Genomic DNA, 26998 nt, shown 5'->3' on the forward strand with positions numbered 1-26998 from the left:
TTTCTAATTTTAATTTATTTGGATAGAAAATCTAAAACAGAATAATCTCCCAGAGAAATTTCTCTTGCTACTCCCACATATTGAGCAGAATTACCAATCATAGAATTGGAAAGATTTCCGTGGTTAATTTTTGTGTTTTCCTGGATCAGAGAGTTTTCAATGTTAGAATTTACAATAATGGTATTGTTTCCTAATGAAACTCCAGGTCCTACTTTTGAGTTAGAGATTTTTACATTTTCTCCGATAAAGCATGGTGGGATAATCAGTGAGTTCTCAATCACTGCAGAAGCAGGATAGTGAGCCATTTCAGCTGTTTCGTAAGCAAGGATCTTGCTGTTGGTTTCTACTGTAGCGTTTTTGTTACCGCAGTCCATCCAGTCATTTACTTTACCTAGTGTGAATTTAGCTCCTTTCGATCTTAAGTTCTCCAATGCTGTAGTTAATTGATATTCTCCACCATTTTTAATATCATTATCCATGATATAATTGATCTCTTCCATCAGTTTTTCGGCACTGTTGAAATAATAAATACCAATAATGGCTAGATCTGATACAAAGGTCTTAGGTTTTTCAACAAAATCTGTAATGAATCCATAATTATCCAGTTTTACTACTCCGAATGCAGATGGATCTTCTACACTTTTAACCCAAATTACTCCATCAGAGTTTTTATCCAGTTGGAAATCCGCACGGAAAAGAGTATCAGCGAAAGCAATAACCACGTCTCCTGTCATTGACTGTTCAGCACATTTAATAGCATGAGCTGTTCCAAGAGGATCATTCTGATAATATATACTTCCTTTTGCTCCCAGTTTTTCGGCAATCTGAATTAATGATTTTTCAATCTCAGGACCAAAGTCTCCGATGATAAAAGCTACCTCTTCAATTTTTTCCCCTGCAACTTTAGCAATATCTTCCACTAATCTCTGTACAATAGGTTTCCCTGCGATAGGAATAAGTGGTTTTGGAACTGTTAATGTATGTGGACGTAATCTGGAACCACGTCCAGCCATTGGAACAATAATTTTCATAGATGATATAACGATGTTTTTTGTTTAAATGTAGTGTATTTTGTACTAAATATAATAATTAAAACATTTTGAAAAAGTAATACTTATCATATTTAAGAACCTGTTTAATTTTTTTAAGCTTAATAGTCATCAAAACCAAGACCAATTTCTATGATCTTTTAATAATTTTAGATAATATGGCTTTTTCTTTAAAAGCAACAAGCCCAAGAAATAAGATTAAAAATAGATTACCTATTAGATAATTAGTTCTGAACTCATAAAAAGACAGTAAAGAGAAAGTAATGGTGAATGCCAGATACATTACTATTTTTCCAGTATTATAATGAATAGGGTATTGTCTTTGTCCCCAGATATAAGAGATAACCATCATGGAGGTGAAAGTTATCAAAGCGGCCATAGCACTTGCCCAATATCCATATTGAGGGATAAACAGGAAGTTGATTAAAATAGTAATACATGCTCCGATAATAGAGATATACAATCCAACTCTTGTCTGATCTGAAAGCTTATACCATATAGAAAGATTAAGATAAATTCCTAAGAATAAGGCTCCAAGCATTACAAAAGGAATGATTTTAATTCCTTCATAATAAAGAGGATTTCCCAGATATTTTTCGGATATCCATTGAAGGTTTACCATAAGTCCCATATAAATAATACAGCTGCAAATGACAAATACATCCATCAATACAGCATAGGTTTTATGAGAGTCTTTATTTTTAAAACTTGAGAAAAAATAAGGTTCAATACCCAGCTGGTAGGCCTGTCTGAAAACAGTAATAAAAGTGGCTATTTTATATACAGCACCATATACACCAATCTGGTGACGGGCTTCTTCTTCAGGGAGTAAATATTTCAAGAACTGTCTGTCCAGCGTTTGGTTTACAATACCAGCAAGTCCGGCAATCATCACTGGCCATGAATAATTCATAATCCTTTTCCACAAGTTGAAATCAAATTTAGAAAAACTGAAACTGAAGAATTCTTTCCCAACAATTAAAAGAGTAATAATACTTTGTATAAGATTGGCCACAAAAACATATCCGATACCGAAATCAGGATTATATTTAAAACCTAATATTCCTTCAGGATGTTTCGGAAGCCATTTGATAAAAAATAACACCAGTAAAAAATAGATGGATGAACCTGCTACTTTTGAGAGCATATATTTAAAAGGTTTCCCTTGAAGTCTAAGAATTGCCGATGGAATGGTAGCAAAAGCATCTAATGAAAGAATAAATAAAAAGATAACCAGAAAGTTGACCTGATCCGGTGTTTCAAAAGCCTGTGCCAGCTGATATCGGAAAACATATCCTAAAATAAGATAGATAAGACCTATACTGATGATACTTACTGAACATGTTGAAATCAACGTTTTCTTATCAATGTTTTCTTCCTGTGCAAAACGGAAGAAAGAAGTTTCCATACCGTGGGTAAGTAATACTGTAATTACTCCTGCAATAGAATACCAGTCTACAAAGGGAGATGAGGCTGCAGGACCAAAGAAGGAGGTAACAATTGGAGCAATAATAAAAGGGAAAATTCTCACTAATACAGAGCTTAACCCATATACTGCCGTCTGTCCAAATAATTTCTTATACAATTCAAAAAATTTTATGCAAATGTAAATATTTAGAAATTGATTTATTACGAGTGGTATTAAAATTCATTCATAAACCTTAATTTTGCTTTTCAGAGATGTTAAAAGCAGGATATTATCAGTTAATGATTGTATTTATTCATCAGTTTTATCTGAAAAATACCCTTTTTTTGCCTCTGATTTCTAATCTAATTTCTAAAAAAGTAAAATGAAGACCCTAATCAAAAATGTAAACATCGTGAACGAAGGCAAAATCTTCGAAAGCGATATCTTAATAGAAAATGACTTAATTTCTAAAATTGCTGCCGGAATTTCTGAAGAAGCGGATCAGGTAGTTGATGGTTCCGGAAAGTACCTTCTTCCGGGAGTTATTGATGATCAGGTACATTTCCGTGATCCGGGTCTTACCCATAAAGGAGATATTGAAACTGAATCAAGATCAGCTATTGCCGGTGGGATAACCAGTTTTATCGATCAGCCTAATACAGTTCCCAATGCTGTTACTCAGGAATTATTGGCGGATAAATATGAGATAGCTTCTCAGAAAGCATATGCCAACTATGGTTTTATGATGGGAGGAACCAATGATAATCTTGAAGAAGTTTTAAAAACAAATCCAAGAAATGTTCCGGGAATTAAATTATTCCTTGGATCATCTACAGGAAATATGTTGGTAGATAATCCTGAGACACTTGAAAATATTTTTAGCAATACCAAAATGCTGATTGCAGTTCACTGCGAAGATGAAGCTACCATCAGAGCGAATACTCAAAAATATGTAGATGAATATGGAGAAGATATTCCAGTAAAATTTCACCATCTGATCAGAAGTGAAGAGGCTTGCTATAAATCTTCATCAAAAGCCATTGAATTGGCTCAGAAAACAGGAGCAAGACTTCACGTCTTCCACCTTTCTACGGCTAAGGAAATGGAATTATTCAGAAATGATATTCCATTAAAAAACAAAAAGATTACCGCTGAGGTATGTGTTCATCACCTTACTTTTACGAATGATGATTATGAAACAAAAGGAGGTTTAATCAAGTGGAATCCGGCTGTAAAAACCCAAAAGGATAAAGATGCACTTTGGGAAGCATTGCTGGATGACAGAATTGACGTAATTGCAACAGACCACGCACCTCATACTGCAGAAGAGAAGAATAATGTATATACCAAATGCCCTTCTGGAGCACCATTAGTTCAACACTCATTGGTTGTAATGCTTGAAAATTATAAAAACGGGAAAATCTCCCTTGAGAAAATCGTTGAAAAGATGTCTCATAACCCAGCTATTCTTTTCAGAGTAGAGAAGAGAGGGTTTGTAAAAGAAGGATATAAAGCAGATCTTGTTTTGGTAGATTTAAATGCAGACTGGACGGTATCCAAAGATAATTTACTATACAAGTGCGGTTGGAGCCCGCTTGAAGGAATGAATTTCCACTCTAAAGTAACCCACACTTTTGTAAATGGACACCTTGTTTATGATAACGGAAAAATTGCAGAGGAGAAATTTGGAGAGAGATTGCTTTTTGAAGCGAGAGACTAAATCATATACATTCAATAGAAGCGGGCTTTAGCCCGCTTTTTTTATTTCAGATATTCCATTGGCTTTAGCCAAAACTTATTCATAATTTAATAAACTGGATAATATTTTTATTTCTCACAGATCACACAGGTTACGCAGATTTTAAAACATAATCATCTGTTCTATCTGCATAATCTGCGAGAGATTATTTAGTATTCTAAGAAACTCTATTTTTTAGCTTTACTTCCCATATAAAAAGTAAGTTTTCCGCCATTCGTAATTTCAGAATGTTTCAATGTGAAATTCTTCACTTCTTTTCCATTTAAGAGAATCTTCTGTACATATACATTTTGTGGGCTCTGATTGATGGCTTCAATCTCAAATGTTTTCCCATTTTCTAAATTCAAAATAGCGTTATCAACGGCTGGGCTTCCAATGGAATAATCTTCTGAGCCGGGAGCCACAGGATAAAAACCTAATGAACTTAAAATATACCAGGCACTCATTTGTCCTGTATCGTCATTGCCACCCAATCCATCAGGGGTTGCTTTGTATTGCATTTCAAGGATGTGGCGAATCTGCGATTGGGTTTTCCAGGGCTGGCCTGCCCAGTTGTAAAAATAAGCGACATGGTGGGCAGGTTCGTTACCGTGAACATATCCACCAATAATTCCTTCCCGGGTAATATCTTCTGTATCTGCGAAAAACTCATCAGGTAAATGCATGGAGAACAATTCATCAAGTTTTGAAGCAAATTTCTTTTTTCCGCCCATCATTGTGATGAGTGCATCTGGGTTTTGAGGAACAAAAAAGCTGTAGTTCCATGAGTTTCCTTCAATAAATCCCTGTCCGTGGGTACTTAATACATCAAAATCTTTTTTGAAGCTTCCATCAGCCAGACGTGGGCGCATAAAACCTGTAGATTTATCAAAATTATTCTTCCAGTTTTCAGAACGTTTGATGAACTGATTGTAAATTTCTGTTTCTCCCAGATGTTTTGCCAATTGAGCGATAGCCCAGTCATCATAAGCATATTCCAAAGTATTGGAGACAGAAGTTCCGTTTTTCTCTGCGGGAATATAGCCTAAGTCAATATATTGACCAATACCTTCGTAATCTCTTTTGTTTGCCGTTTCTACACAGGCTTTGAGAGCCTCTTTAGGATCACCATCATAATTACCTTTGATGATAGCATCTGCAACCACACTTACGCTATGATAGCCACTCATGCACCAGTTATCATTAGCATAATGTGACCAGATGGGTAACATTTTCATAGAGAACTGATTGTAATGTGCGATCATAGATCTTACCATATCATTGTTGCGTTTCGGCTGAATAATATTAAAGAATGGATGAAGTGCCCGATAGGTATCCCAAAGAGAAAAAGTAGTATAGTTGGTAAAGTTTTCTGCTTTGTGCGTATTCTGATCCAATCCTTTATATTCTCCGTTTACATCCATATAGGTTGTAGGATTGATAAAGGTATGATACATTGCCGTATAAAAATTAGTTTTCTGAATATCCGAACCTTTAATGACAATTTTATTTAACTCCTTATTCCAATCTTCCTGTGCTTTTGCTTTGATCTGATCAAAAGATAAGTTGCCAGCCTCTTTTTCAAGATTTTCTAATGCGTTGGCCTGACTTACCGGGGAAATGGCCAGTTTTATTTCAATGGCTTCATTTTCATTGGTATCAAAATCAAAATACATTTTCAGGTTCTTTCCAGCTATTTCCGGAAAGTTTTTTGTTTGATCGAACTTTCTCCAAAAACCTTTGTATACCTGTTTCTCATCATAATTTTTCTGTCCGTAGGATTTGAAAGGCTTTGAGAATTTCATGGCAAAATAAACGGTTCTGGTTCTTGCCCAGCCATTGGTTTGTCGGTAGCCGGTAATTGTATTTCCATTTTCCACACGAGCGTAGGTCCAGACATTTTTTCCGTCATAATTGTAGATTCCTGCCATCAGATCCAAAATAATATGGGACTGGTCAGATTTAGGGAAAGTATATCGGTGAACTCCAACTCTGGGAGTAGCTGTTAATTCTGCTAAGATATTATGATCGTCAAGTTTTACCTGATAATATCCGGCTTCTGCTTTTTCGTTTTGGTGTGAGAACCTGCTTCTGTAACCTTTTTCAGGATTAGATGCTGTTCCTGGATTAAGCTGAAGTGTTCCCATGGTAGGCATTATCAGAAAATCCCCCAGATCGGAATGTCCTGTACCACTGAAATGCGTAGAACTGAATCCTGTAATGGTTTTGTCTTCATAGCGGTAACCTGCACAGTATTTATACACTTCACCATTATATTTTCCATTAAGTTCATAAGAAATGGAATCAGTTTCAGGGCTTAATTGGATAGCTCCAAAGGGAACGGTAGCACCAGGATAGGTGTGTCCCATTTTTTCAGTTCCGATGAGTGGGTTTACATATTGATAAAGTTTTTCAAATTTTTGAGCATTCAAAACTGAAGTAAAAAACAGCAATGAAAGGGAAATAAATGTACTGGGGTTTTTCATGAAGAAAATAGATTATTAAAGGATAAAAATAATTAAAAATCAAAGAATAATGTAGTTTCATTTGAATTTATAAACTATTTTTTCATTTTTCAGAAAATCGAAAGCCTATTCCATGTAGATTTTCAATCAGTATATTTTCATCATTTACAAAAACCTTTCTCAGTCTTGAAATAAATACATCCAGGCTTCTTCCCATAAAATAATCATCATCACCCCAAATCGCCTTTAGAATATCCTGCCTTTTCAAAACTGTATTTTTGTGACGGATAAAATAATGAAGAAGTTCAGACTCTCTTTGAGTAAGAGTGATGGTATCAATAGCGTTTTGTAAAGTATAATTTTTAGGATCAAAATCATACTTCCCAACCTTGTATTTGGAAGGATAGGTGTTTGTTTTTTTTGTACGTTTTAGAAAAACTTCAATTTTTAGAATCAATTCTTCAATACTGAAGGGCTTTACCAGATAATCATCTGCTCCAATTTTTAACCCTTTAATCCTATCTTCTTTCAATGCTTTGGCGGAAATGAAAATAATAGGAATTTCAGTATTCTTATCACGAATGTATTGAGCCAGCTCAAATCCGTTGATCCCAGGCATCATGATATCTAAAAGGCAAATGTCAAAATCCTGTGCATTAAATGCTTCCAATGCAGATTTTCCATCAGGGAAACATGCAATGTCATAATAGCTTTCCAGGCTATCCTGAATCAGAAAGGCTATGGTTTCATCATCTTCGGCATACAAAATTTTAGACTTTTCCATGGTTTGCATAGTATGAATTTAAAATGGTAAAAATAAAGTAATCGTAATTCCTTTGTCAGGATTGTTTTCAACTGAAATTTTCCAGTTATGCTGTTGCACAACCTTTTTTACATAGAATAATCCTAATCCAAAACCATTTACCTCATCACTTTTTGGAGTATTGATCCTGTAGAATTTATCAAAAATATGAGGGATGTTTTTAGGAGGAATCCCTATCCCGTTATCTTTAAATTTTAAATATAATCCTTTTGAATCTTTAGATGCTGAAATGAGAATGTTTGGGGTTGTATCACAATATTTGATGGAATTGTCCAGAAGGTTATACACAATATTCGTGAAATGAAATTCATCTGCAATGATGGATGTTGTATTTTCTATTTCTATCCGTATCGTAAGATCTTCATTCTTTTGAATGATGGTGTCCTTAATTTCTGTGATGAATGGTAATAAAACAATTCTCTGGAGTTTCAATGAGAGTCCTGAGGCATCATTTTTAGCAATATTCAAGATCTTTTCAATATGATTGTTCAGTTTATAGCTCTGATCTGTGATAATGGAAGTATAGGTTTTAAGTTTAGGGTTTTCCCTAATGAGTTCCTGCTTGGTAAGCGCTTCTGATGCCAGAAGTATAGAGGACAAAGGAGTTTTAAACTCATGCGTCATATTATTGATAAAATCCCTTTGGAGTTCTGAGAATTTTTTCTGTTGAATGATCGTATATATGGAATATACATACACCAGGAGAATAATAATAAGAGCAAATGTAAGCAAATACCAAAACCGTAATGAACTTATCAGATAAGTGGCTTTATCCGGAAAGCGTATAGAGAAATAATAGACCAGGTTTTCATGTTTCGGGAATTTTATTACCTTATTATTGGTGTTTTTCTGATGGGTGGAAATATATTTCCCATAGATCATTCGGTCGCTGCGGCAATTATAGAGGGCATACACATAATTGGTATTGATCTGAAAACGGGTAAATTCAGTTTTTAAATAATGTTCAAGTACTGTAGGATGAAAATCATTGTTGACATTCACCACATAATAGTCATTGGAAATATTCTGTACTGGATTTTCAGTAAAAGACGTTTTCCCACCGGATAATTTTTCAACTACTTCCAGCAACGCGATATTGACGGTCTGATTAAACTTTTTATCTTCAAGATTATAGGCTTGCCGGGTCCATAGAAGCTGAGCTATCAAAATCCCGATGATAGCGACAAATCCAAGTGTGATGATAATATTAAGTTTCTTGATCTCCATTTTCAGAAGCAATATTATCCAAAAATATCTATTTATTTTTTGTCATTAACAACTTATTAACAAATGTTTGAGAACGGTTAACAAGCCGGATCACTAATCCCCATTAGATTTGTTGTATCAAAAAAGATCATTCTCAATTTCCTTTTTAATTATTAACAAAAAATTGTACTCATGAAAAATTTAAAAATTACTGCCCTTTTAGCTGTTTTAGCATGCTCTCCTTTTTATGCAGGAGTATTTCCTGTTGAAAATACTTCTGTTGTAAAGACTATTGCTGGAGTTATTAAATGGAAATCTGAATCTATTGATGTAGGAAACATTCCTCAAGGGAAACCTAAATTGATCAGATTTGAATTTACCAATACCTCTTCAAAACCCATTGTAATAGAAAATGTAGCTCCATCATGTGGCTGTACAACTGCAGATTATACAAAAACGCCAATCCTTCCTGGGAAAAAAGGATTTGTAGAAGCTAGTTTTAATGCAGCAAGTCCAGGAATGTTTATGAAAACCGTTAACGTTACAACAAGTGACAGCAAAACTCCTAAAACACTTTCATTTAAAGGAGTAGTGGTTTCCTAATTATTATTTAAAAATGTATTGAAAACAACCTGCGCATTAATTGTCGGGTTGTTTTTTTGTTATACAAAGATGATGGTTTGTATCGTTTCTCAAAATGATGAAAAGAATAATTATTTATAACATCATTTCTCAGGGGATTTTCAAACTTTGCATTTTAATATTTATTATTTTTAAGAAAAAATAATTTATGAGTCTATATACACAGCCAATGTTGCGCGAAGGTGCACTGAAAGATAAAGTAGCGATTGTAACCGGTGGCGGAAGCGGCCTTGGAAAAGCAATGACTAAATATTTTCTTGAACTGGGAGCCAATGTGGTGATCACATCCAGAAATCTGGAAAAATTACAGACTACAGCAAAGGAACTGGAAGAAGAAACAGGTGGAAAAGTTCTTTGTGTAGCATGTGATGTGAGAAATTGGGATGAGGTGGAAGCGATGAAGGAAGCAACGCTGAAGGAATTCGGAAAAATTGATATTCTTTTGAATAACGCAGCCGGAAACTTTATTTCTCCCACAGAAAAACTGACTCATTCTGCTTTTGATTCTATTTTAGATATTGTTTTAAAAGGAACAAAAAACTGTACCCTTTCTGTAGGAAAACACTGGATAGATTCTAAAACTCCGGGAACTGTACTGAATATTGTTACGACCTATGCATGGACAGGTTCTGCCTACGTTGTGCCATCTGCTTGCGCTAAAGCTGGTGTTTTGGCTATGACAAGATCATTAGCGGTAGAGTGGGCAAAATACGGAATCCGTTTCAATGCAATTGCTCCGGGACCTTTCCCTACAAAAGGAGCTTGGGACAGACTTCTTCCGGGAGATCTTCAGGAAAAATTCGATATGAAGAAAAAAGTTCCATTGAGAAGAGTAGGGGAACACCAGGAGCTTGCAAATCTTGCAGCTTATCTTGTTTCAGATTATTCTGCTTATATGAATGGTGAAGTGGTAACTATAGATGGTGGAGAATGGCTTCAGGGAGCAGGAGAGTTCAATATGCTGGAAGCTATTCCAAAGGAAATGTGGGATGCGCTTGAAGCAATGATTAAAGCGAAAAAATCAAACTAAGATAATTAATTTTAAAAAAAAGCCCGGATTTGTAACAATTCCGGGTATTTTTTTTACCTATGTATTATATTAGTAATATTTTTTTCAAATGAATTTAAAACTTCCAACCTTAGTTTCGGCTATTACGGTTTTCTTTTTTACAGGAACTGTTTCAGCACAGGAAACTCCAAAGTATGATTATGTAGAAGCATTTAAACCATTCTTCTATCCTCAGACAGGTACGGAAACCCGCTCCGCGAGTGGACAACCGGGACATGCCTATTGGCAGAACTCAGCAGATTATCATTTGAATGTAAGTCTGAATGAAAGTAAAAAAGAGATTACAGGTACCGCAGAAATTAAATATACCAATAACAGCCCGGATAAACTTGGTTTCCTTTGGTTACAGCTTGATCAGAACCTGTTTGCTAAAGATTCCCGCGGGAATGCTGTTGTTCCTTTATCCGGAAGTAGAAATGGAGCGCATGGAGAGACCTTAGATGGTGGATATACCATTAAATCTGTAAAACTTGATGGTAAAGAGGTAAAATACACAATTACCGATACAAGAATGCAGATTGACCTTCCTGTTGAACTGAAAGCAAGAGGAGGCGTTGCAAAAATAACTATAGAGTATTCTTTTATTTCACCAGAATACGGATCTGACAGAATGGGAGTACAGGATACGAAAAACGGTAAAATCTTTACCATGGCACAATGGTACCCAAGAATGTGTGTGTATGATGATGTTATGGGATGGAATACTCTTCCTTATGTAGGAGCTTCTGAGTTTTATCTGGAATATGGAGATATTACAGCTAATATTACGGTACCAGCCAATCATTATGTAGTGGCATCAGGAGAACTTTTGAATGAAAATGAGGTATACAGTAAGGAGGAAACGAACAGATGGAATCAGGCCAGAAACAGTGATAAAACTGTAATGATACGTCCGGAATCTGAAATCGGTAAAAATAAATCTTCAGGAACAAAAACCTGGAAGTTTAAAATTACACAGGCCCGTGATTTTGCCTGGGCATCATCCGCAGGTTTTATTTTAGATGCAGCGAGAATCAATCTTCCGAATGGTAAAAAATCATTAGCTATTTCTGCTTATCCAGTAGAAAGTGCAGGTGAAAAAGCATGGGGAAGATCTACAGAATATACGAAAGCATCCATAGAGCATTATTCCAATAAATGGTATGGTTACACGTATCCGGCAGCAACCAATGTAGCAGGGAATGAAGGGGGAATGGAATATCCGGGAATTGTTTTCTGTCATATGAACTCTAAAGGAGCAGGACTTTGGGGTGTTACGGATCATGAATTCGGGCACAACTGGTTTCCAATGATTGTAGGATCTAATGAAAGGTTATTTGCCTGGATGGATGAAGGGTTTAATACATTTATCAACGGACTTTCAACAGATGCTTTTAATAAAGGTGAATATTCCCGAAAAAGAAATTTAGGACAGGGTGGAGATTTCTTTATGAATGATAAGCTGGAACCTATTATGGTAGGACCAGATAATATGAGTGAACGGAATATTGCTGCTTTAGCCTATTACAAGCCTGGTGCTGGTTTATCCATTTTAAGAGAATCCATTCTGGGATCTGAAAAATTTGATAAAGCTTTCAGAACATATATTGATCGCTGGGCATTCAAACATCCTACTCCTTGGGATTTCTTTCATACGATGGAGAATGTTTCCGGTGAAGAGCTTACCTGGTTCTGGAGAGGATGGTTCTTCAATAAGTGGAAAATTGATCAGGCTGTGAAGAGTGCTCAATATATTGATGGAGATGCTAAAAAAGGAGTTCAGATCACTATTGAAAATATCGGACAATTGCCGGTTCCTACTACTGTTCAATTGAATTTTGCAGACGGAACAGCTAAAAGTGTTAAAATACCTATCGAAGTCTGGAAGAGAAATACGGAATGGACTTTCAAAGTAGACTCAGATAAGGCAATAAAAGAAATCAAATTAGATCCGGATTCTCAGATCCCTGATGCTAATTTGAAAAATAACAGTTTAACACTGTAATTTTAAAAAATAATTTAACATTATTATCATATAAATAAGACTTCTCTCTGGCAGGGAAGTCTTATTTTTGTCTCAAATTGATAAAATAATTATGAATTTCAGATTTTCAATAGTGTTCCTGATGTTGTTTGCATGGGGATTTTCACAGGACCTTACGGTAATGAGTTTTAATATCAGGCTGAATGTTGCTTCAGACAAAGAAAATGCATGGCCGGAGAGAAGGCAGGATGTTGCTGATTTATTAACCTACTACCATCCTGATTATTTTGGGGTTCAGGAAGCGCTTCCTGAGCAGATGAAGGATATTAAAAACGGATTGAATAACTACAATTATATTGGCGTAGGAAGAGATGATGGTAAAGAAAAAGGAGAATTTTCTGCTATTTTTTATGATACCCAAAGATTGGAAGTAATAAAATCAGGGACGTTCTGGTTGTCTGAAACTCCGGAGAAGCCTTCAAAAGGCTGGGATGCTGCATTGAACAGAATCTGTAGCTATGCCGTTTTTAAAGATAAAACATCCAAGAAAGAATTCCTTGCGATGAACCTTCATTTCGATCATATTGGAAATGTAGCGAGAGTAAAATCCTCAGAACTGATTTTGAAAAAAATCAAAGAACTTAATCCAAAGAATCTGCCTGTAACCGTAAGCGGAGATTTTAACCTTACAGATGATACAGAACCTGTGAAAATTCTTTCACAAAATATGAAGGATACTTTCTATCATTCGGAAACGAAGCATTATGGACCTGTAGGAACTTTTACTGCGTTCAATGTTAACGAAGTACCTAAGGAAAGAATCGACTATATTTTTACAAACGGCTTTAAGATAAGATCTCATCGCCATATCAATGACAGAAGAGAGAATCTCCTTTATCCATCGGATCATTTTCCGGTTATTGTGAAGCTTTCTTTTTAAGAATTAGTTGGTCGGAAAATCAATTTCAAATCCAATTCCTCTGAGGGATTGGATTTTTACTTTCGGGTCACTACTGAAATATTTGCGTAGCCTGCTGATAAACACATCAAGGCTTCTTCCTGTAAAATAATCATTGGTTTCCCACAGGCTATCCAGAATATCATTCCTTGTAATGGTAGAATGATTGTGTTTCAGAAGATATAAGAGTAATTCCTGTTCACGGACCGTCATACGTACATCTCCGTTAGGATGGGATAAAAGAAGTTTTTGAGTGTCTAAAGAATAGTTTCCGATCTTCAGTTGAGGTTCCATCACAGGAGGTAATGTTCTTTTCAGAATGTTTCTGATTCTCAGTACCAGTTCTTCCGGATCGCATGGTTTTGAAATATAATCATCTGCACCTATTTTTAACCCGGTTAAACGGTCAATTTTCTGGTTCTTTGCAGTTAAGAATAAAAGTGGAAAGTTGCTGTGTTCTTTTAATATCATTTTTGCAAGAGAGAAACCGTCAATATTGGGCATCATCACATCCAGAATACCCATTTGAAAAGGAAAATCAGTAGAAAGAAGCGGGATAATATCCTCAGGATTCTGAAACCAGCTGATGTCAAAATCTTCCAGTTCAAGATATTGTTTAAGGATCATTCCGAAATCGGAGTCGTCTTCTGCCAGTAAAATTTTAGTTTTCATAAGGAATGGTTATTTTAAAGGTACTTCCGGCGCCTGGCTGGCTGGATACATCCACTTTGCCGTGGTAGGATGTAATAATTTCTTTTACAAAATAAAGCCCAAGCCCAAGCCCTTTGCTGTTGTGAATATTATTAGCCTGTATTCTGTAGAATTTTTCAAAGATATTTTTCAGTTCTTTACTTTCCATGCCCTGCCCATTATCGGAAACTACAATTTTCAGTTGCTGAGCAGAATTTCCGGTAATAACTGTAACAACGGAAGCCCCATATTTTATACTGTTTTCACAGAGATTCTTTACTACTGTTTCCATGAGGTTTTTATCAAAAGGAAGCTGGCTGGAAATTGTATTTTCAAACTTAAAATCTACCTGTGGATAGGTGAAGGCAAGGTCCTGAATAAAAAAGTCCCAATTTTCAGGTTGTATAGCCGTCATTTCTTCCGGGGTTTCATCCTTATGCAGTTGCAGCATCAGGCTTTCCAATCTTGAAATTTGTCGGTCAATCAGTGGAAGAGTATCAGGATTCCATCCCTTTTTAAGGGTTTTAGATGCTATTTTTAAGGTGGCTATCGGAGTTTTAAACTCGTGGGAAATGTTATCCACAACAGTGTGGAGAACTTTAACCTGTTTTTGTTGCCGGATGAGGTTCTTTACTGTGAAAATATACAATACAAGAACACTTGCAAGCAGAATAATACAGCAAATGATTAATAAAATGATTTCTCTGAAAACGAGACTTTTTATATTTTTAATTTCAATCTCTGTTTGGGTATCAACATGGAATGAATCCATATTATTAATCGTTTTTTTTCCTGTAGATTCCTGTGTGGATGACGTTCTCCAGGTTCCGATACTGGTAATAGCTGCTTTTCTGACTTTATCTTTTGTCTCGTATATGGTGACCGGCTGCTGTATAAGCCTGATGCTGTCAGGAAGATGGAGAAGCTGGATATATTGAATTCTTACACAGATGATATAACCGTCTTTTTTTCGGCGCTCATTGATATAAGCGGTTAAATTCTTACCAGAATATTTTTTTTCATGGACTAAATATTTTAAAAAATCCTCTTTGTTAAGCTTTTTGTGATAGTATTTGATAATATTCTTTTGCAGAGAATCATCTTTTGAATCTTTTGCAGAATGATTGTTCACCACTTGATCTGTATAGACGGAAATACCCTGATCCATGGATCTGTATATTTCTCTTTCTTTAACCTGGTATGTTTTGTAGATGAAATAAACCTGAATTCCAAGCAATAAGAGGAAGAGCGTGGTGAAAATATAAATCAGGTTTTTGTTATTAGGTATCATCGAAACAAAGATAAAACTTTCGTATTGTACTTAAATCGAATTTTTATCATTAACATTCTGTTAACCTTATGTTTTGAAGATAAAGCAAAAAAGACGTTAACCCATCATTAACCTTCCGTTAACCGAAATTCTCCTGCTCAATATAGAATTTTGTCCTGTAAAAACAAGGTTTAGTCCTGTTTTACATCATTCTTATTTTAAAAATGTAATCATGAATAAAACTCTTCTTTTTCTGTGTCTTCCTATGATGATGCTGGCTCAAAAACAAAAAATTGCAGGAACGGTAATGAATACCGAAAATGAAAAACTTTCAGCAGTAAGTGTAGCCTTGTACAACTCCAAAAATGAATTAATGAAAGAGTTAAAGACTGATGGTAGTGGAGGTTTTATCCTGGAAGGAATTGAAGAACAAAATGTGAAGTTGGTGGTAAAAAACAACGGATATTCCTTATTTGAAAAGAATGTTGATCTGGAAAAACCTGAAGCTTTACAGATCATTCTCAGAAAAGAAACGCAGGAAATAGAAGGAATTGTAATGACGAAAGGTAAACCACTGGTGAAAAGAAAAGTGGATCGTCTGGAATTTAATGTGGAAAACAGCAACATTTCATCACTTAATGCATGGGAAATTTTAAAGAAGACCCCAAGTGTTACGGTAAATAATAATGTGCTGGCTGTGAAAGGAAGTACAGGAATTCTGGTCACGATTAATGATAAAAAAGTGATGCTGACTGGTGATGAACTTAAAAATATTCTGGAAAATACGCAGGGAGATGAGGTAAAATCTATAGAAGTTATTACCAATCCACCTGCAAAATATGAAGCTTCAGGAAGTGCTGTACTGAATATTGTGATGAAAAAGAACAAGATTGAAGGCTATCGTGGAATTCTGTCTTCAAAATATATTCAAACACAGTATGCAAAAGCAGTTTTCGGATTGTCGCAATATTATAAGAAAGATAAGCTTTCCGTTATGGCAAGCTACTACAAGGGAATGGGAACTTATTTCCGTGAAGGAACTGATTATGTAAATTATTCCGAAAGTCAGACCCGATGGATAAGTACAATGAACAGGAAGGATAAAAACACTAACCAGAATACCCTGAATTTTAATGTGGAATATGAGCTGGACAGCTTGACCAGCCTAAGCCTCAACTATTCAGGGTATTTTTCTCCAAAATCTCATGGGATTTATGATGTGCCTACATTAATTTATAACAATCAAAATGTTGTAGAATCTCATTATAGAACATTGAACGATCATGAATCAAGCTCCATAAATAATTCAGTAAGTTTTCAGATAGACCGGAAACTGAATAAAAAAAGTAGCCTTTCTTGGATCAACTACTTTACAGGAAATAACGGAGATAAATACCAGAATGTAACCACTTATCTGGATTTTGCAGGTCAGTCTCCAAGAGAAGAACATTTTTTAACTCAGAATAAAGCAGATGTGAAGCTGTATTCTACCCAATTAGACTATCAATGGAAAGATGATAAGCTGGAATTTGAATCCGGAGCGAAATACAGCTTTGTGAAAACAAACAGTACACTTGATTTCTCGGATAATGAAAATGGATTAATGGAATTCAGACCTGAAAAAAGTAGTGTTTTTGATTATAAAGAATATAATTTTGCCCTGTATTCTTCACTATCTTATCATATTGGAAAATGGAATTTCAAAGGAGGACTTCGTGCAGAGATGACAGATCTTGAAGGAATTGTTTCTGAACCTTATAACTTTAATAAAAATAATTACTGGAGCTTTTTCCCAACTTTCTATGCTCAGTATACCACAGAAAATAAGCATGAGTTTGGGTTTTCTTATGGAAAAAGAATCAGTAGACCCGCTTACTCGTGGTTGAATCCTGCAAAGTCTTATTACAATCTGTTTTCCTATTTTCAAGGAGATCCTCAGCTAAAAGCAACGATTATCCATAATCTTAATCTATCATATTCCTGGAAAGACTGGCATCTTGATCTCTATTACCGCAAAGAGCTATTTCCAGCAATGGAAATCTCATATCAGGTACCTGAAACCAATAATGTTGTCTATAATTTTACCAATATCGAGAAAGGACAGGCTTTTGGAGCAAGTCTATATAAAAATTTTCAAATAAAACCCTGGTGGAATATAGTGCTTTCTCAAAATCTTGAGCATAATGAGAATTATTTCAATGGAGTAGACGGAATATTGCATCAGAATAAAGTCTGGAATTGGGTGTCTGATATTTCTACCAGCTTTACTTTGGACAAAAGCAGCGACTGGAAAATGGAAGTAGGGCATCAGTACTTCTCTTCAGGAATACAGGGGCCTTTCAGGATTTCCAGCAATTGGTCTGCCTATTTTGCAATGAATAGAAAATTCTTCAATAAAAAACTGGAGGTTGCATTAGTTGTGAAAGATATTTTCAGAACCACGCGCCAGAAGGTGGCTACTCAATATGCCAATCAGGATAATTATTTCCTGGATTATACAGATACTCAGGGATTCACATTATCATTGAAGTATAATTTTGGAAATCAATCTGTGAAGAATGCCAAAACGATAAAAAAGACATCAGAAGCAGATAGACTTTAACGCGAATTCAGGGCAAGGAAACTAGGATTGAAGGCTGGAAGCTACTTTTAGTTATAATGATTTCACTCTATAATTAAATTAAAAAGAGGAAATAGCGTTGTTTATAACTTTTATAATTTCCTGCTTTCATCTCCTGGTTTCAACCTTTTTAGAATATTTTAAATAAAAAACTAATTATTATAAAACATTATTGTAGAAGAAATTATCGCCTGGTGTTACATTTTCGCTATTTTTGATACTTATCTAAAAATAGATTATTATGAAGAGAATTTTTTCCGGAATGCTGGTGGTAGTTTCATTACTGCAACTTTCTGCTCAGGAATTGTATATGCCGAGAAATATAAAAAATGCTTATGAAAGAGGAACCCGTAATATTTCCGGAGCACCAGGTAAAAACTACTGGCAGAATAAAGGAATTTACAATGTAGATGTAAAAGTAGACGCTAATACAAAAACTGTTTCCGGAAAAGAAACCATTGTTTATACTAATAACAGTCCGGATAATCTCAATGAACTGGCAATTAGATTCGTTAATAATTTACACAAACCACAGTCTCCCAGATCCGGGTCTGTTTCTAAAGACTTCCTGTCAACAGGGCTTAAGATTAAATCATTTATTGTAAATGGTGAAAAATATAACATCAATAGTGATGATTGGGGTACCGTTGAAAAAGTACAATTGAAATCAGCTCTAAAATCAAAGTCAAAAGCTGAGGTTAAAATTGAATGGGAATACCCACTTTCTGTACAAAGTGGGAGAGAAGGGCAGATTGATCCTGAAACATTCTATGTAGCCTATTCTTTCCCTAGAATTTCTGTATACGATGATTATAACGGATGGGATATGCTTCCACATTCCGACAGACAGGAGTTTTATAATGACTTTAATGATTATAGTTTTGCGATTACAGCACCAAAAAACTATGTAGTATGGGCAACCGGAGACTTCCTGAATCCGGAAGCAGTTCTTCAGCCGGAATATTTAAAAAGATATAAAGCTTCATTGAAAAGTGATAAGCTGATGCATATCGCTACAGAGCAGGAAATGAAATCCGGAAAAGTAACCCAACAGAATAAATGGAATGTCTGGAAATTTAAAGCCAGTCATATTACAGATTTTTGTTTTGCATTGAGTAATCATTATGTATGGGATGCTGCCAGTGTGCAGCTGAAAACCAAAAGAGCAAGCGTTCAGGCTGGATATAATGCCGGAGCAAAAGACTTTGAACATTATGTAGACTGGATGCGCTATAACCTGGATTGGTTTTCCAAAAACTGGCCGGGAGTAGAATATCCTTATAATGTAATGACGGCTATTCAAGGCTATGCAGATATGGAATATCCTATGATGATTAATGATACCAGTATTCCGGATGACCTTCAGGATGCCAGACTTACAGCAGATCATGAAATTGCACATACCTATTTCCCTTTTTATATGGGAATTAACGAAACCAGATATGCCTTTATGGATGAAGGCTGGGCAACTACTTTAGAATATTTAATTGGGATTGATGAAAATGGCGAAGAGAAAGCGAAAGAATTTTATAAAAATTTCCGGGTAAAAAAATGGATCAATGATCCGTCAGCAGAACAGGATCAGCCAATCATTACAATGAGTACACAGGTAAGTGGCTCAGGATACGGAAACAATTCATATGTGAAAGCATCACTGTCTTATCTTGCATTAAAAGATTATCTGGGTGATGAATTATTTAAGAAAGCATTACATCACTATATGGACAACTGGAATGGAAAACATCCGGTGCCATGGGATTATTTCAACTCAATGAACACGGGTTCCGGAAAAAACCTGAACTGGTTCTTCCAGAATTGGTTCTATACCAATAATTATATTGATTTAAAAGTAGCTGGAACCTCACAAATGAACGATTTGCTTACTGTAAATGTAGCTAATGTTGGTGGATTTGCTATTCCGTTTGATGCGGTTCTTTCGTATGAAGACGGGACTACAGAGAAACTGCATTTTTCACCTTCTGTTTGGGAGAAAGATCAAAAATTAACAGATCTTGTCATTCCGATTAAGAAAAAAGTAAAATCTGTAAAACTGGATGGAGATCTCTTTATGGATTACACCCCGGAAGATAACAGTAAAACTTTATAAAAGTAAAAGCCTTCAGAATCTGAAGGCTTTTTTATTTTAAAAATAGGCAGTTAATCTTAAACCTAAAGTAATATAATTGATTTTTTCTTTAGCAATCAGGTTGTTCAGCTCCTGATCCAGTTCAGCACTTTCCTTGATCTCATCACTGAAATGATAACGGATGGTAGAATTGATCTGGTTGTAATCTGTATAAAAAGTAAGCCCCAGTCCAGGATTGAATTTGTAGGTCATAGAAGCTCCTGTATTCCAACGGAAAGCCGGTTTTGGCTTGTATCTGGCTATCTGAAGCTCGTGATTAGGAGTATCTATATCGTTTCCTTTTACAAATACTTTCCCACTGGCAGTAGCAGCATATCCTCCGGTTAGTTTTACCATAAGCTGCCATTTATCTGAGAATTCATGAGAAAAATAAGGTCCAATCCCTGCAGACAAGAATCCCATAGATTGTGTCTTAATTTCATGATCCCCAAAATCCTGTCCATCATCAAGGGTGATCCTCTGAGATTTAATTGGGAAGCTGCTGAAAGACACATCTGCACCTACACCCCATCTTTTTGAAAAGAAATAGGCTCCTTCCAATCCACCTTCAAAACCTGTTTGTTTCTTGTCATCCAGCTCCGATTCTCTCAGGAAGTTGGTAGTACCTAATGCCGTACCCATTTTCAGGGAAAGAAAAGAAGGGTAATCATTGCCCTGTATTCTGGATAGGATGCTTAAATTATCTCCTTTGTTCTTATAAATTTTATCAACAAAAAAATATCCAAGTTCTGTTGCTATGATCCCAATACCAGCACCGGCCAGGATATCCGGAACCCAATGTCTGTTATTTAAATTTCTTCCAAGTCCTGTAAGAGTTGCAGAACCGTATCCTGCAATACTGTAGGCTGGGTTTACCATTCCGTATTCCTTATGCAGGAAACTTGCGTTGGTAAATGCCATAGCAGCATGGCCTGATGGAAAGGAATTGTTTTTTGATCCATCCGGACGCTCAACTTTAGCAGTGTATTTAATCGAATTGACCAAAATAGCCATTATGGCTAAACTGGTACCATAAGATAGGGTGGCTCTTCCAATATTGTTTCTTCCTTTTACACCACCCAGTTTTAATCCGTAAACGGCTACGGCAGGAGCATACTGAAGATAATCATCATATTTCATTTTGAAATTGGGAAGATATCGGTTTCTTACCTCACGGATATTCTCTTTTTCTCCCCATGTAGCCGCAGCAGCAGTGAAAAGAATAGCAGGAGCTACAGATTTTTTTACCCATTCTTTTTTGAAAAAAGGAGTAGGCTCTTTTATTGGAGAGTTTGTACTGATGAGAGCAAGATCCTGCTGAAGATTGCGAGTCTGAATAGTATCTTGTGCTTTATAGCTACAAAAATGTAATAAAATCCCTAATGTTAGGACCGATTTTTTCATCACCGTGTCTTTATTTTTAAAATCCCGTAAAAATATAAAAAAATCTATCCCAAATATTGAGATAGACTATTTTAATGTTTTTATAATATTTCAGCTGATATTGTTGATTATCTTAATCCAGCTCTTGGTCCGGATGCGGATACTACAGCCTGCATTCTTGTTTTTTGATTAGCAGAGAACATAACCATTGATTTGTCGTCTACATAATCCATATAGTTCATAAACATCTGGGAACGGCTTACTCCTCCACAAACTCTGTTTAACGGATAGGTTGGATTTCCGTAGTTAGGACCAGGAGAAACTGGAGTATCATTAGAGTAATCTGTCTGGCAACCTGTGTTGGATGATCCCCAAAGGTGCGGAAGGTTTAAGTAGTGGCCTACCTCATGCGTTACGGTTCTTCCTAAGTTGAACGGAGCAGAAGCCCCGGTTTTTCCTATATACTGATATCCTATTACAAGACCATCATACCATTGCCCTGCATGTTCCGGATAATAAGCATAGCCTAGAGTTCCAGGTTGGCTGTTTTCGTCAAGGATTGAGTTAACAACCCATATATTCATATTTTTATTTACATCTGTAGCGTCAATACCTCCTGTGCTGGCTTTTTTCATCTCTTCCAAGTCGGATCTCCAGCCTGTTTTTGTACTTTGTTTACGGTTAGTTGCTACTAATTTGAAGCGGATTTTTACATCACCAGCGGCTGAAGGCTGAAATGCAGAAGGAATTTTAGTAATGTCAGAATTGGTAGCACCATAGTCAGCATTCAGTACAGCAATTTGTTCCGCGATTCTTGCATCGGAAACATTTTGAGTAGAAGTGTTATAGATAACGTTAAAAACAACCGGAATTTCAACAGTTCCATCTGCTAATACTTTCCCTACTTTAAGATTTTCTACAAATTTTTCAGTACCGAATTCAATATCGGCTACTTTTTGTTGGAGTGCAGGATTTTTAAGAAGCATTGCCTGTCTTATTTCTTCTGACGGACATTTTCTCTGTGTAGCTGTTAAAGCTGCAGGAGAAGCTTCTGAGTTCATTGATGATTCATTTTGGTTCGTCACGCTGTCATTGTTACAGGCAGACATAAAACCCAGAGCAAGAGCTCCGAATAAGAATTTTTTCATATCGTTATAATATAATGTGGTTGAGGGTGTGAAATTATAATATTTAAAATTGATATGCAAATTATTTTACTGTTTTATTAATAAATAATTATTTAATTGCGATTTTGTTTGATCATGTATTAATATATTTGTGTTTATGTTGTATTTTAATTAATTTCAATATATTGTTTTATATTTCACTATCAAGTGTGTTTGATTGGTGAATAATTTTATGCTTTTTAGTTATTAATAGAATATTTTTTACATTGAATTGATCGTAAAGTTCCCTTAAAAGAAGAATGAAATGTTAGATTTTTATTTATTTTCCAATTAATACGGGTTTGGGATTGGGGGAATAGAATATCCTTGTTGTTTCTTGTTTGGAGAATGAGTTAATAAAAATAATATTTCTGAATCTGCTCTTTTTTTAGCCATTATGTTCTAATGTAAAGACATAAAAAAAATCTATCTCGATTTGAGATAGATTTTAAATATTTAAAATTGTTTTATTAATAGACTCTTAATCCTGCTCTTGCTCCTGAAGATGCCACTACAGACTGCATTCTTGTTTTTTGTCCCGCAGAGAACATGAACATAGCAGCATCGTCTACATAATCCATATAGTTCATAAACATTACAGATCTTTGTACACCGCTACATGTATTGTACATAGGGTAGCTAGGTTTTCCATAGTTGGCTGTTGTCTGGGTAGGGGTATCACTTACAAGATCATTACCACAATTAGCATCTCCCCAGATGTGTCTTAGGTTTAGGTAGTGCCCAACTTCGTGAGTTGCTGTTCTTCCCAGGTTAAATGGTGCAGATGCTCCTGTTTTACCAAAGTATGGCGCTCCAATTACAACACCATCATTCCATAATCCGGCAGATTCTGGGAAGGTAGCGTAACCAAGAATAGTACGGCCCTGGCTTGTCATTTTACCAACGATCCAGATATTTAGATAATTGGTAGGGTTAGTAGCGTCAATACCGCCTTTGGAAGCTTTTTTCATGTCATCATTTGTTGCCCAGCTTGTTTTGGAGGTCGATTTTCTAACGGTATTTACCAATTTGAATTTTACTTTTGTATCACCTGAGCTTACGGACGTAAATTCAGAAGGGATTTTAGTGGCATCACTGTTTGTGCCGGAATAGTCAGCATTTAATACCGCAATTTGCTCAGCGATTCTTGCATCAGAAACATTTTCTGCGGTAGTTTTGTATAGAACATTTACAATTACAGGGATTTCTACACTTCCATCAGCTAGAACTTTTCCAAATGTCTGATTCTTAGCAAAGTTTTCTGTGTTGATTTCCAGATCCGCAAATCTTTGTTGTAGTTCAGGATTGTTTTTTAAAGCTTCCTGTCTTATTTCCTCGGAAGCACATCCTCTTTGTACTAATGCAGCAGATAGTGCAGGCTCATCGGCTGGAGCTTCATTTTGATTAGTAACGTTATCATTGTTACATGCCGTCATTAAGCCAAGCATAAGAGCTCCAAAAAATAGTTTTTTCATATCAAGATTTTTAAATTGAGGATGTGAAATTATATTATTTGAAATTAATATGCAAGCTATTTTTCTTGTTTTATTAAATTATTTATATCTATTATATTGTTTTATTGTTGATAATTTAAGTTATTTTATATTGCATTGAATTTTACATAATTTAATAAAATGCTTTTGAGTTTTTATTTGTTTTATATTTTCCATGCAAATTATTAACTAATTATATCTTTTTTAGAGAAAATTTTTTACTTAATTTTAATTTGCAAACCCATTTTTAATGGCAAAAACGGCCAGACCAACGCGGGTTTTTAAATCCAGCTTTTCACATAATTGGTCCCGGTAGCTTTCTACTGTTCTCGGGCTGCAACACATTCTGTCTGCAATTTCTTTATAACTTAACTCAGTAACAGTGTATTTTAAAAATTCCTTTTCACGCTCAGAGATTTTTACAGTAGTTTCTATGTCGTTTTTGTTGAGGTTAGAGAATATGATCTTTGAGGCCCAATCCGGATAAAAGAAGCCATCAGTATTTAATCTTGTAAGGGCTATTTCCAGATCTTTTGGGTGGGTGTTTTTTAAAAGATATCCTTTTGCGCCATTTTTAATCATTTTAATGACACTGTTATCATCGCCCTGCATGCTGAGTGCCATTACTTTAATATCCGGATGATTTTTAGTGACCCAGGCTGCTGTTTCAAAACCGTCCATAATAGGCATACTGACATCCATTAGAATAATTTCCGGAATAGTGTTTCCTTCCTCAAATTTCTGAATCAGATCTTTACCGCTTTCACAAACGTAAATAACTTCAAACTCACTGAAGTTCCCAATAATGCCTTCAAGGGCTTTAGCAATAAGTATATGATCATCAACAATTACAATTGTTTTTTTCATGGCTGTTTTTTTAAGATAATGTTAAGTCGGGTTCCTGCATTTTTTTTACTCTCCAGAAGAAAATTAGCACCAATGATCTCTGCTCTGTTTTTCATATTGGTGAGACCAATTCCGTTGGATTTAGTCTGGTTGGGATCAAACCCGATTCCGTCATCACGGATGGTAAGCTCCCAAAGTATGTTTTCAGATGTATTGAGACTGATGAAAATATTTTTGCAGTGAGCGTGTTTTATACTGTTTTGAATAAATTCCTGGGTAATTCTCAGTAATAGGTTTTTATGTACAAAACCAAGATCCAACTGGTCAAAATTATGTTCAAAACTAATAAGACATCTTTTTAGTGAATTGGTATTATCAACCTCTTCCTGAATTAAAGTCACAATTTCCTTCTGGCTGATATTATCATCTGTTAAGGTTTTAGAAAGGCTGCGGAGATCCTGAAGAGACTGGTTGATGATCTGTGAGACCTGGTCAATTCTTTCATTTGCCTCAGGAACCTTATTTTCATAAAGCATTTGCTGAACATATAAACTCACCAAAGTTAGCTTTTGTCCTATATTATCATGCAGTTCTCTTCCTATCTGCTGCATGGTGGCTTGCTGAATCTCCAATTGAGTAGAGAGGAGCTCTCTTTGGTGAATCTCATTTTTCATTTCTATATCATTAAGATATTCCCTCTTGCGTTGTCTGTAGTTTCTGATATAGATAGCCACAGCAACGGCAAACATTACAAAGAATGTATTAAAAAGAATGATCGTAATTATTAATTCTGCTTTCCCCATATGAATGCACTTGCAAATAAAAGATACATGATAGTTCCGGAAACCTGAAAATAAGCAAAATATAGATCCCATATGTCTCTATATTCCCAAAGAAGAGACATGAAGGTCATAAACGGAAGTGTTCCTATATAAAAAAGAGTATTACCCAGATTGATATAAAACATCCTGTTGGTACTGAATTTTAGGATTTCTGTTGAATTAACCTGCTTATAATATTCCATAACTACCAGAACCATCAAAAATATACATCCTAAAGTATAATTGGGAGCATAAACAACTTTTCTTTCTACAAAGAGTGAAAGTTGTGGAATAAACGCTGCAAAATAGAGCAAAGAAAAGATATAGAATAGTTTGGGTTTCTTCAGAGATTTTATCGCATATAACCAATAAAAGAAAATAAACTGCAATGGCATTACAAAGTAGTTGTAGAAAATAATCCTATCGATACGAAGAGCCTCCTCAAACCATTTTACAGATGATTCACACAGGAAAATGGCAATAAGATACAAAGCGAAAAGTTTCCAATGCAGTTTTTTTCGCGGTTAAAATAAATAATGGATACTAAAGCAGCAATAGCCTCTCCAGTATACATAAATTGTGCGAAAAACCTCTGGAATTCAGTCATAATTTACAATAAGTTCTTTTAATTAATTTTAAAACATTCCGGTTGAACTTGCTGGGGGAGATAAAGTTCCCTGGTTTTCACCAATTCCCTTAGGGGGGTGTATGCCTTTTGCAGAAAGGGAAAGGTTTCTCGGTTCTTTATCTTTGCCAGGTATAGAATTGAAATCGAAGTGTACAACTTCACCATCTTCACTCTCTTTTTTCAAAGTAGGTACCATCACAAGCGTATGTCTTTCAGAATACTCCTGTGGAACAGGATGGCTTTCCATAATGTCCCAGTTTTCAATTTTTGGATAGGCGGCGTAATAAAACCTGATTCCCAAATCTTCTTCAGCGCATTCAGGATGTATTTTTTTGCCTTCATGTTCTATTTGACTAATAAATCTCTTCAGCTTTGGCAGGTCAAACCATATGGAATTGGAATCTGTTATTCCCATAGTTTCATTGATAGCATTCATTTGGTTCTGGCGATAATTGTCAATAAGAGCTTTAATAAGGTCATTTGACATTACTCCTGATCCTAGAGGATCCTGTTCATTAGTAGATTCTGTTTTCATAACTTAGTTTTATATTAGAATATCCGTGTTTCCGCAAATTTCGCAAAAAAATATCATAGAAAATAGAATAGGGAATAGGGAATTACACTGTTATTTTTAC

21 protein-coding genes are annotated in these 26998 nt (G+C 35.4%); 7 read left to right on the forward strand and 14 right to left on the reverse strand.

Going from position 1 to position 26998, the window contains the following annotated elements; genetic code table 11:
* Positions 1 to 14: 14 nt before the first annotated feature.
* Positions 15 to 1031, reverse strand: coding sequence for a sugar phosphate nucleotidyltransferase (locus BOQ64_RS21160; protein WP_129059225.1), 1017 nt, complete (start codon positions 1029 to 1031; stop codon positions 15 to 17).
* A gap of 148 nt (positions 1032 to 1179) precedes the next feature.
* Entirely contained in the window at positions 1180 to 2634 is a 1455-nt protein-coding gene (locus BOQ64_RS21165) for a lipopolysaccharide biosynthesis protein (protein ID WP_129059226.1), read from the reverse strand.
* A gap of 205 nt (positions 2635 to 2839) precedes the next feature.
* Here BOQ64_RS21165 and BOQ64_RS21170 point away from each other — a divergent pair, with 205 nt between their 5' ends.
* The gene (locus BOQ64_RS21170; protein WP_129059227.1) at positions 2840 to 4177 is read left to right on the forward strand and encodes a dihydroorotase; all 1338 of its coding nucleotides are present in this window, start codon (positions 2840 to 2842) and stop codon (positions 4175 to 4177) included.
* A gap of 206 nt (positions 4178 to 4383) precedes the next feature.
* Here the strand turns inward: BOQ64_RS21170 and BOQ64_RS21175 are convergent, their stop codons facing one another.
* From BOQ64_RS21175 to BOQ64_RS21185, 3 genes are all read right to left on the reverse strand, one after another.
* Positions 4384 to 6681, reverse strand: a complete 2298-nt coding sequence (locus BOQ64_RS21175; protein ID WP_129059841.1) for a GH92 family glycosyl hydrolase — start codon at positions 6679 to 6681, stop codon at positions 4384 to 4386.
* Between the two features lie 82 nt (positions 6682 to 6763).
* The gene (locus tag BOQ64_RS21180; protein WP_129059228.1) at positions 6764 to 7444 is read right to left on the reverse strand and encodes a response regulator transcription factor; all 681 of its coding nucleotides are present in this window, start codon (positions 7442 to 7444) and stop codon (positions 6764 to 6766) included.
* Between the two features lie 18 nt (positions 7445 to 7462).
* Positions 7463 to 8710 carry a sensor histidine kinase gene (locus tag BOQ64_RS21185; RefSeq protein ID WP_129059229.1) on the reverse strand — a complete coding sequence of 416 codons (1248 nt, stop codon included), beginning with the start codon at positions 8708 to 8710 and terminating at the stop codon, positions 7463 to 7465.
* Positions 8711 to 8881: 171 nt separating this feature from the next.
* Here BOQ64_RS21185 and BOQ64_RS21190 point away from each other — a divergent pair, with 171 nt between their 5' ends.
* From BOQ64_RS21190 to BOQ64_RS21205, 4 genes are all read left to right on the forward strand, one after another.
* Positions 8882 to 9292, forward strand: a complete 411-nt coding sequence (locus tag BOQ64_RS21190) for a DUF1573 domain-containing protein (RefSeq protein ID WP_129059230.1) — start codon at positions 8882 to 8884, stop codon at positions 9290 to 9292.
* A 187-nt stretch (positions 9293 to 9479) separates the two neighbouring features.
* On the forward strand, positions 9480 to 10361 hold the full coding sequence (locus BOQ64_RS21195; protein WP_129059231.1) for an SDR family oxidoreductase: 882 nt from the start codon (positions 9480 to 9482) through the stop codon (positions 10359 to 10361).
* An 88-nt stretch (positions 10362 to 10449) separates the two neighbouring features.
* Positions 10450 to 12384 carry a M1 family metallopeptidase gene (locus BOQ64_RS21200; RefSeq protein WP_129059232.1) on the forward strand — a complete coding sequence of 645 codons (1935 nt, stop codon included), beginning with the start codon at positions 10450 to 10452 and terminating at the stop codon, positions 12382 to 12384.
* A gap of 91 nt (positions 12385 to 12475) precedes the next feature.
* Positions 12476 to 13303, forward strand: coding sequence for an endonuclease/exonuclease/phosphatase family protein (locus BOQ64_RS21205; protein ID WP_129059233.1), 828 nt, complete (start codon positions 12476 to 12478; stop codon positions 13301 to 13303).
* A 3-nt stretch (positions 13304 to 13306) separates the two neighbouring features.
* Here BOQ64_RS21205 and BOQ64_RS21210 read toward each other — a convergent pair whose 3' ends face one another.
* Together BOQ64_RS21210 and BOQ64_RS21215 are read right to left on the reverse strand one after the other, a co-directional pair.
* Positions 13307 to 13993: a response regulator transcription factor gene (locus BOQ64_RS21210; RefSeq protein WP_129059234.1), complete on the reverse strand. Its 687-nt coding sequence runs from the start codon at positions 13991 to 13993 to the stop codon at positions 13307 to 13309.
* A complete protein-coding gene (locus BOQ64_RS21215) occupies positions 13983 to 15302 on the reverse strand; it encodes a sensor histidine kinase (RefSeq protein ID WP_129059235.1) in 1320 nt (439 codons plus the stop codon). The genes BOQ64_RS21210 and BOQ64_RS21215 overlap by 11 nt, the downstream gene beginning before the upstream one ends.
* A gap of 211 nt (positions 15303 to 15513) precedes the next feature.
* Between BOQ64_RS21215 and BOQ64_RS21220 the strand changes: the two genes are divergently transcribed.
* Together BOQ64_RS21220 and BOQ64_RS21225 are read left to right on the forward strand one after the other, a co-directional pair.
* The gene (locus BOQ64_RS21220) at positions 15514 to 17883 is read left to right on the forward strand and encodes an outer membrane beta-barrel family protein (RefSeq protein WP_129059236.1); all 2370 of its coding nucleotides are present in this window, start codon (positions 15514 to 15516) and stop codon (positions 17881 to 17883) included.
* Between the two features lie 259 nt (positions 17884 to 18142).
* Positions 18143 to 20008 carry a M1 family metallopeptidase gene (locus BOQ64_RS21225; RefSeq protein ID WP_129059843.1) on the forward strand — a complete coding sequence of 622 codons (1866 nt, stop codon included), beginning with the start codon at positions 18143 to 18145 and terminating at the stop codon, positions 20006 to 20008.
* Between the two features lie 36 nt (positions 20009 to 20044).
* On the opposite strand, the gene BOQ64_RS21230 is transcribed toward BOQ64_RS21225, so the two are convergent.
* From BOQ64_RS21230 to BOQ64_RS21260, 7 genes are all read right to left on the reverse strand, one after another.
* Entirely contained in the window at positions 20045 to 21430 is a 1386-nt protein-coding gene (locus BOQ64_RS21230; RefSeq protein WP_129059237.1) for a phosphatase PAP2 family protein, read from the reverse strand.
* 107 nt (positions 21431 to 21537) lie between these two features.
* Entirely contained in the window at positions 21538 to 22557 is a 1020-nt protein-coding gene (locus BOQ64_RS21235) for a zinc metalloprotease (RefSeq protein ID WP_129059238.1), read from the reverse strand.
* 488 nt (positions 22558 to 23045) lie between these two features.
* Complete coding sequence (locus tag BOQ64_RS21240; RefSeq protein ID WP_129059239.1) at positions 23046 to 24050, reverse strand: zinc metalloprotease; 1005 nt, start codon at positions 24048 to 24050, stop codon at positions 23046 to 23048.
* Between the two features lie 246 nt (positions 24051 to 24296).
* A complete protein-coding gene (locus tag BOQ64_RS21245; RefSeq protein WP_129059240.1) occupies positions 24297 to 24935 on the reverse strand; it encodes a response regulator transcription factor in 639 nt (212 codons plus the stop codon).
* On the reverse strand, positions 24932 to 25717 hold the full coding sequence (locus tag BOQ64_RS21250) for a sensor histidine kinase (RefSeq protein ID WP_129059241.1): 786 nt from the start codon (positions 25715 to 25717) through the stop codon (positions 24932 to 24934). Before BOQ64_RS21250 ends, BOQ64_RS21245 begins: the two co-directional genes overlap by 4 nt.
* On the reverse strand, positions 25699 to 26226 hold the full coding sequence (locus BOQ64_RS21255) for a hypothetical protein (RefSeq protein WP_228448511.1): 528 nt from the start codon (positions 26224 to 26226) through the stop codon (positions 25699 to 25701). The genes BOQ64_RS21250 and BOQ64_RS21255 overlap by 19 nt, the downstream gene beginning before the upstream one ends.
* A gap of 144 nt (positions 26227 to 26370) precedes the next feature.
* On the reverse strand, positions 26371 to 26898 hold the full coding sequence (locus tag BOQ64_RS21260; RefSeq protein ID WP_129059242.1) for a hypothetical protein: 528 nt from the start codon (positions 26896 to 26898) through the stop codon (positions 26371 to 26373).
* Positions 26899 to 26998 lie beyond the last annotated feature (100 nt).

The organism is Chryseobacterium sp. CH25, assembly GCF_004119455.1.
GTDB lineage: Bacteria > Bacteroidota > Bacteroidia > Flavobacteriales > Weeksellaceae > Chryseobacterium.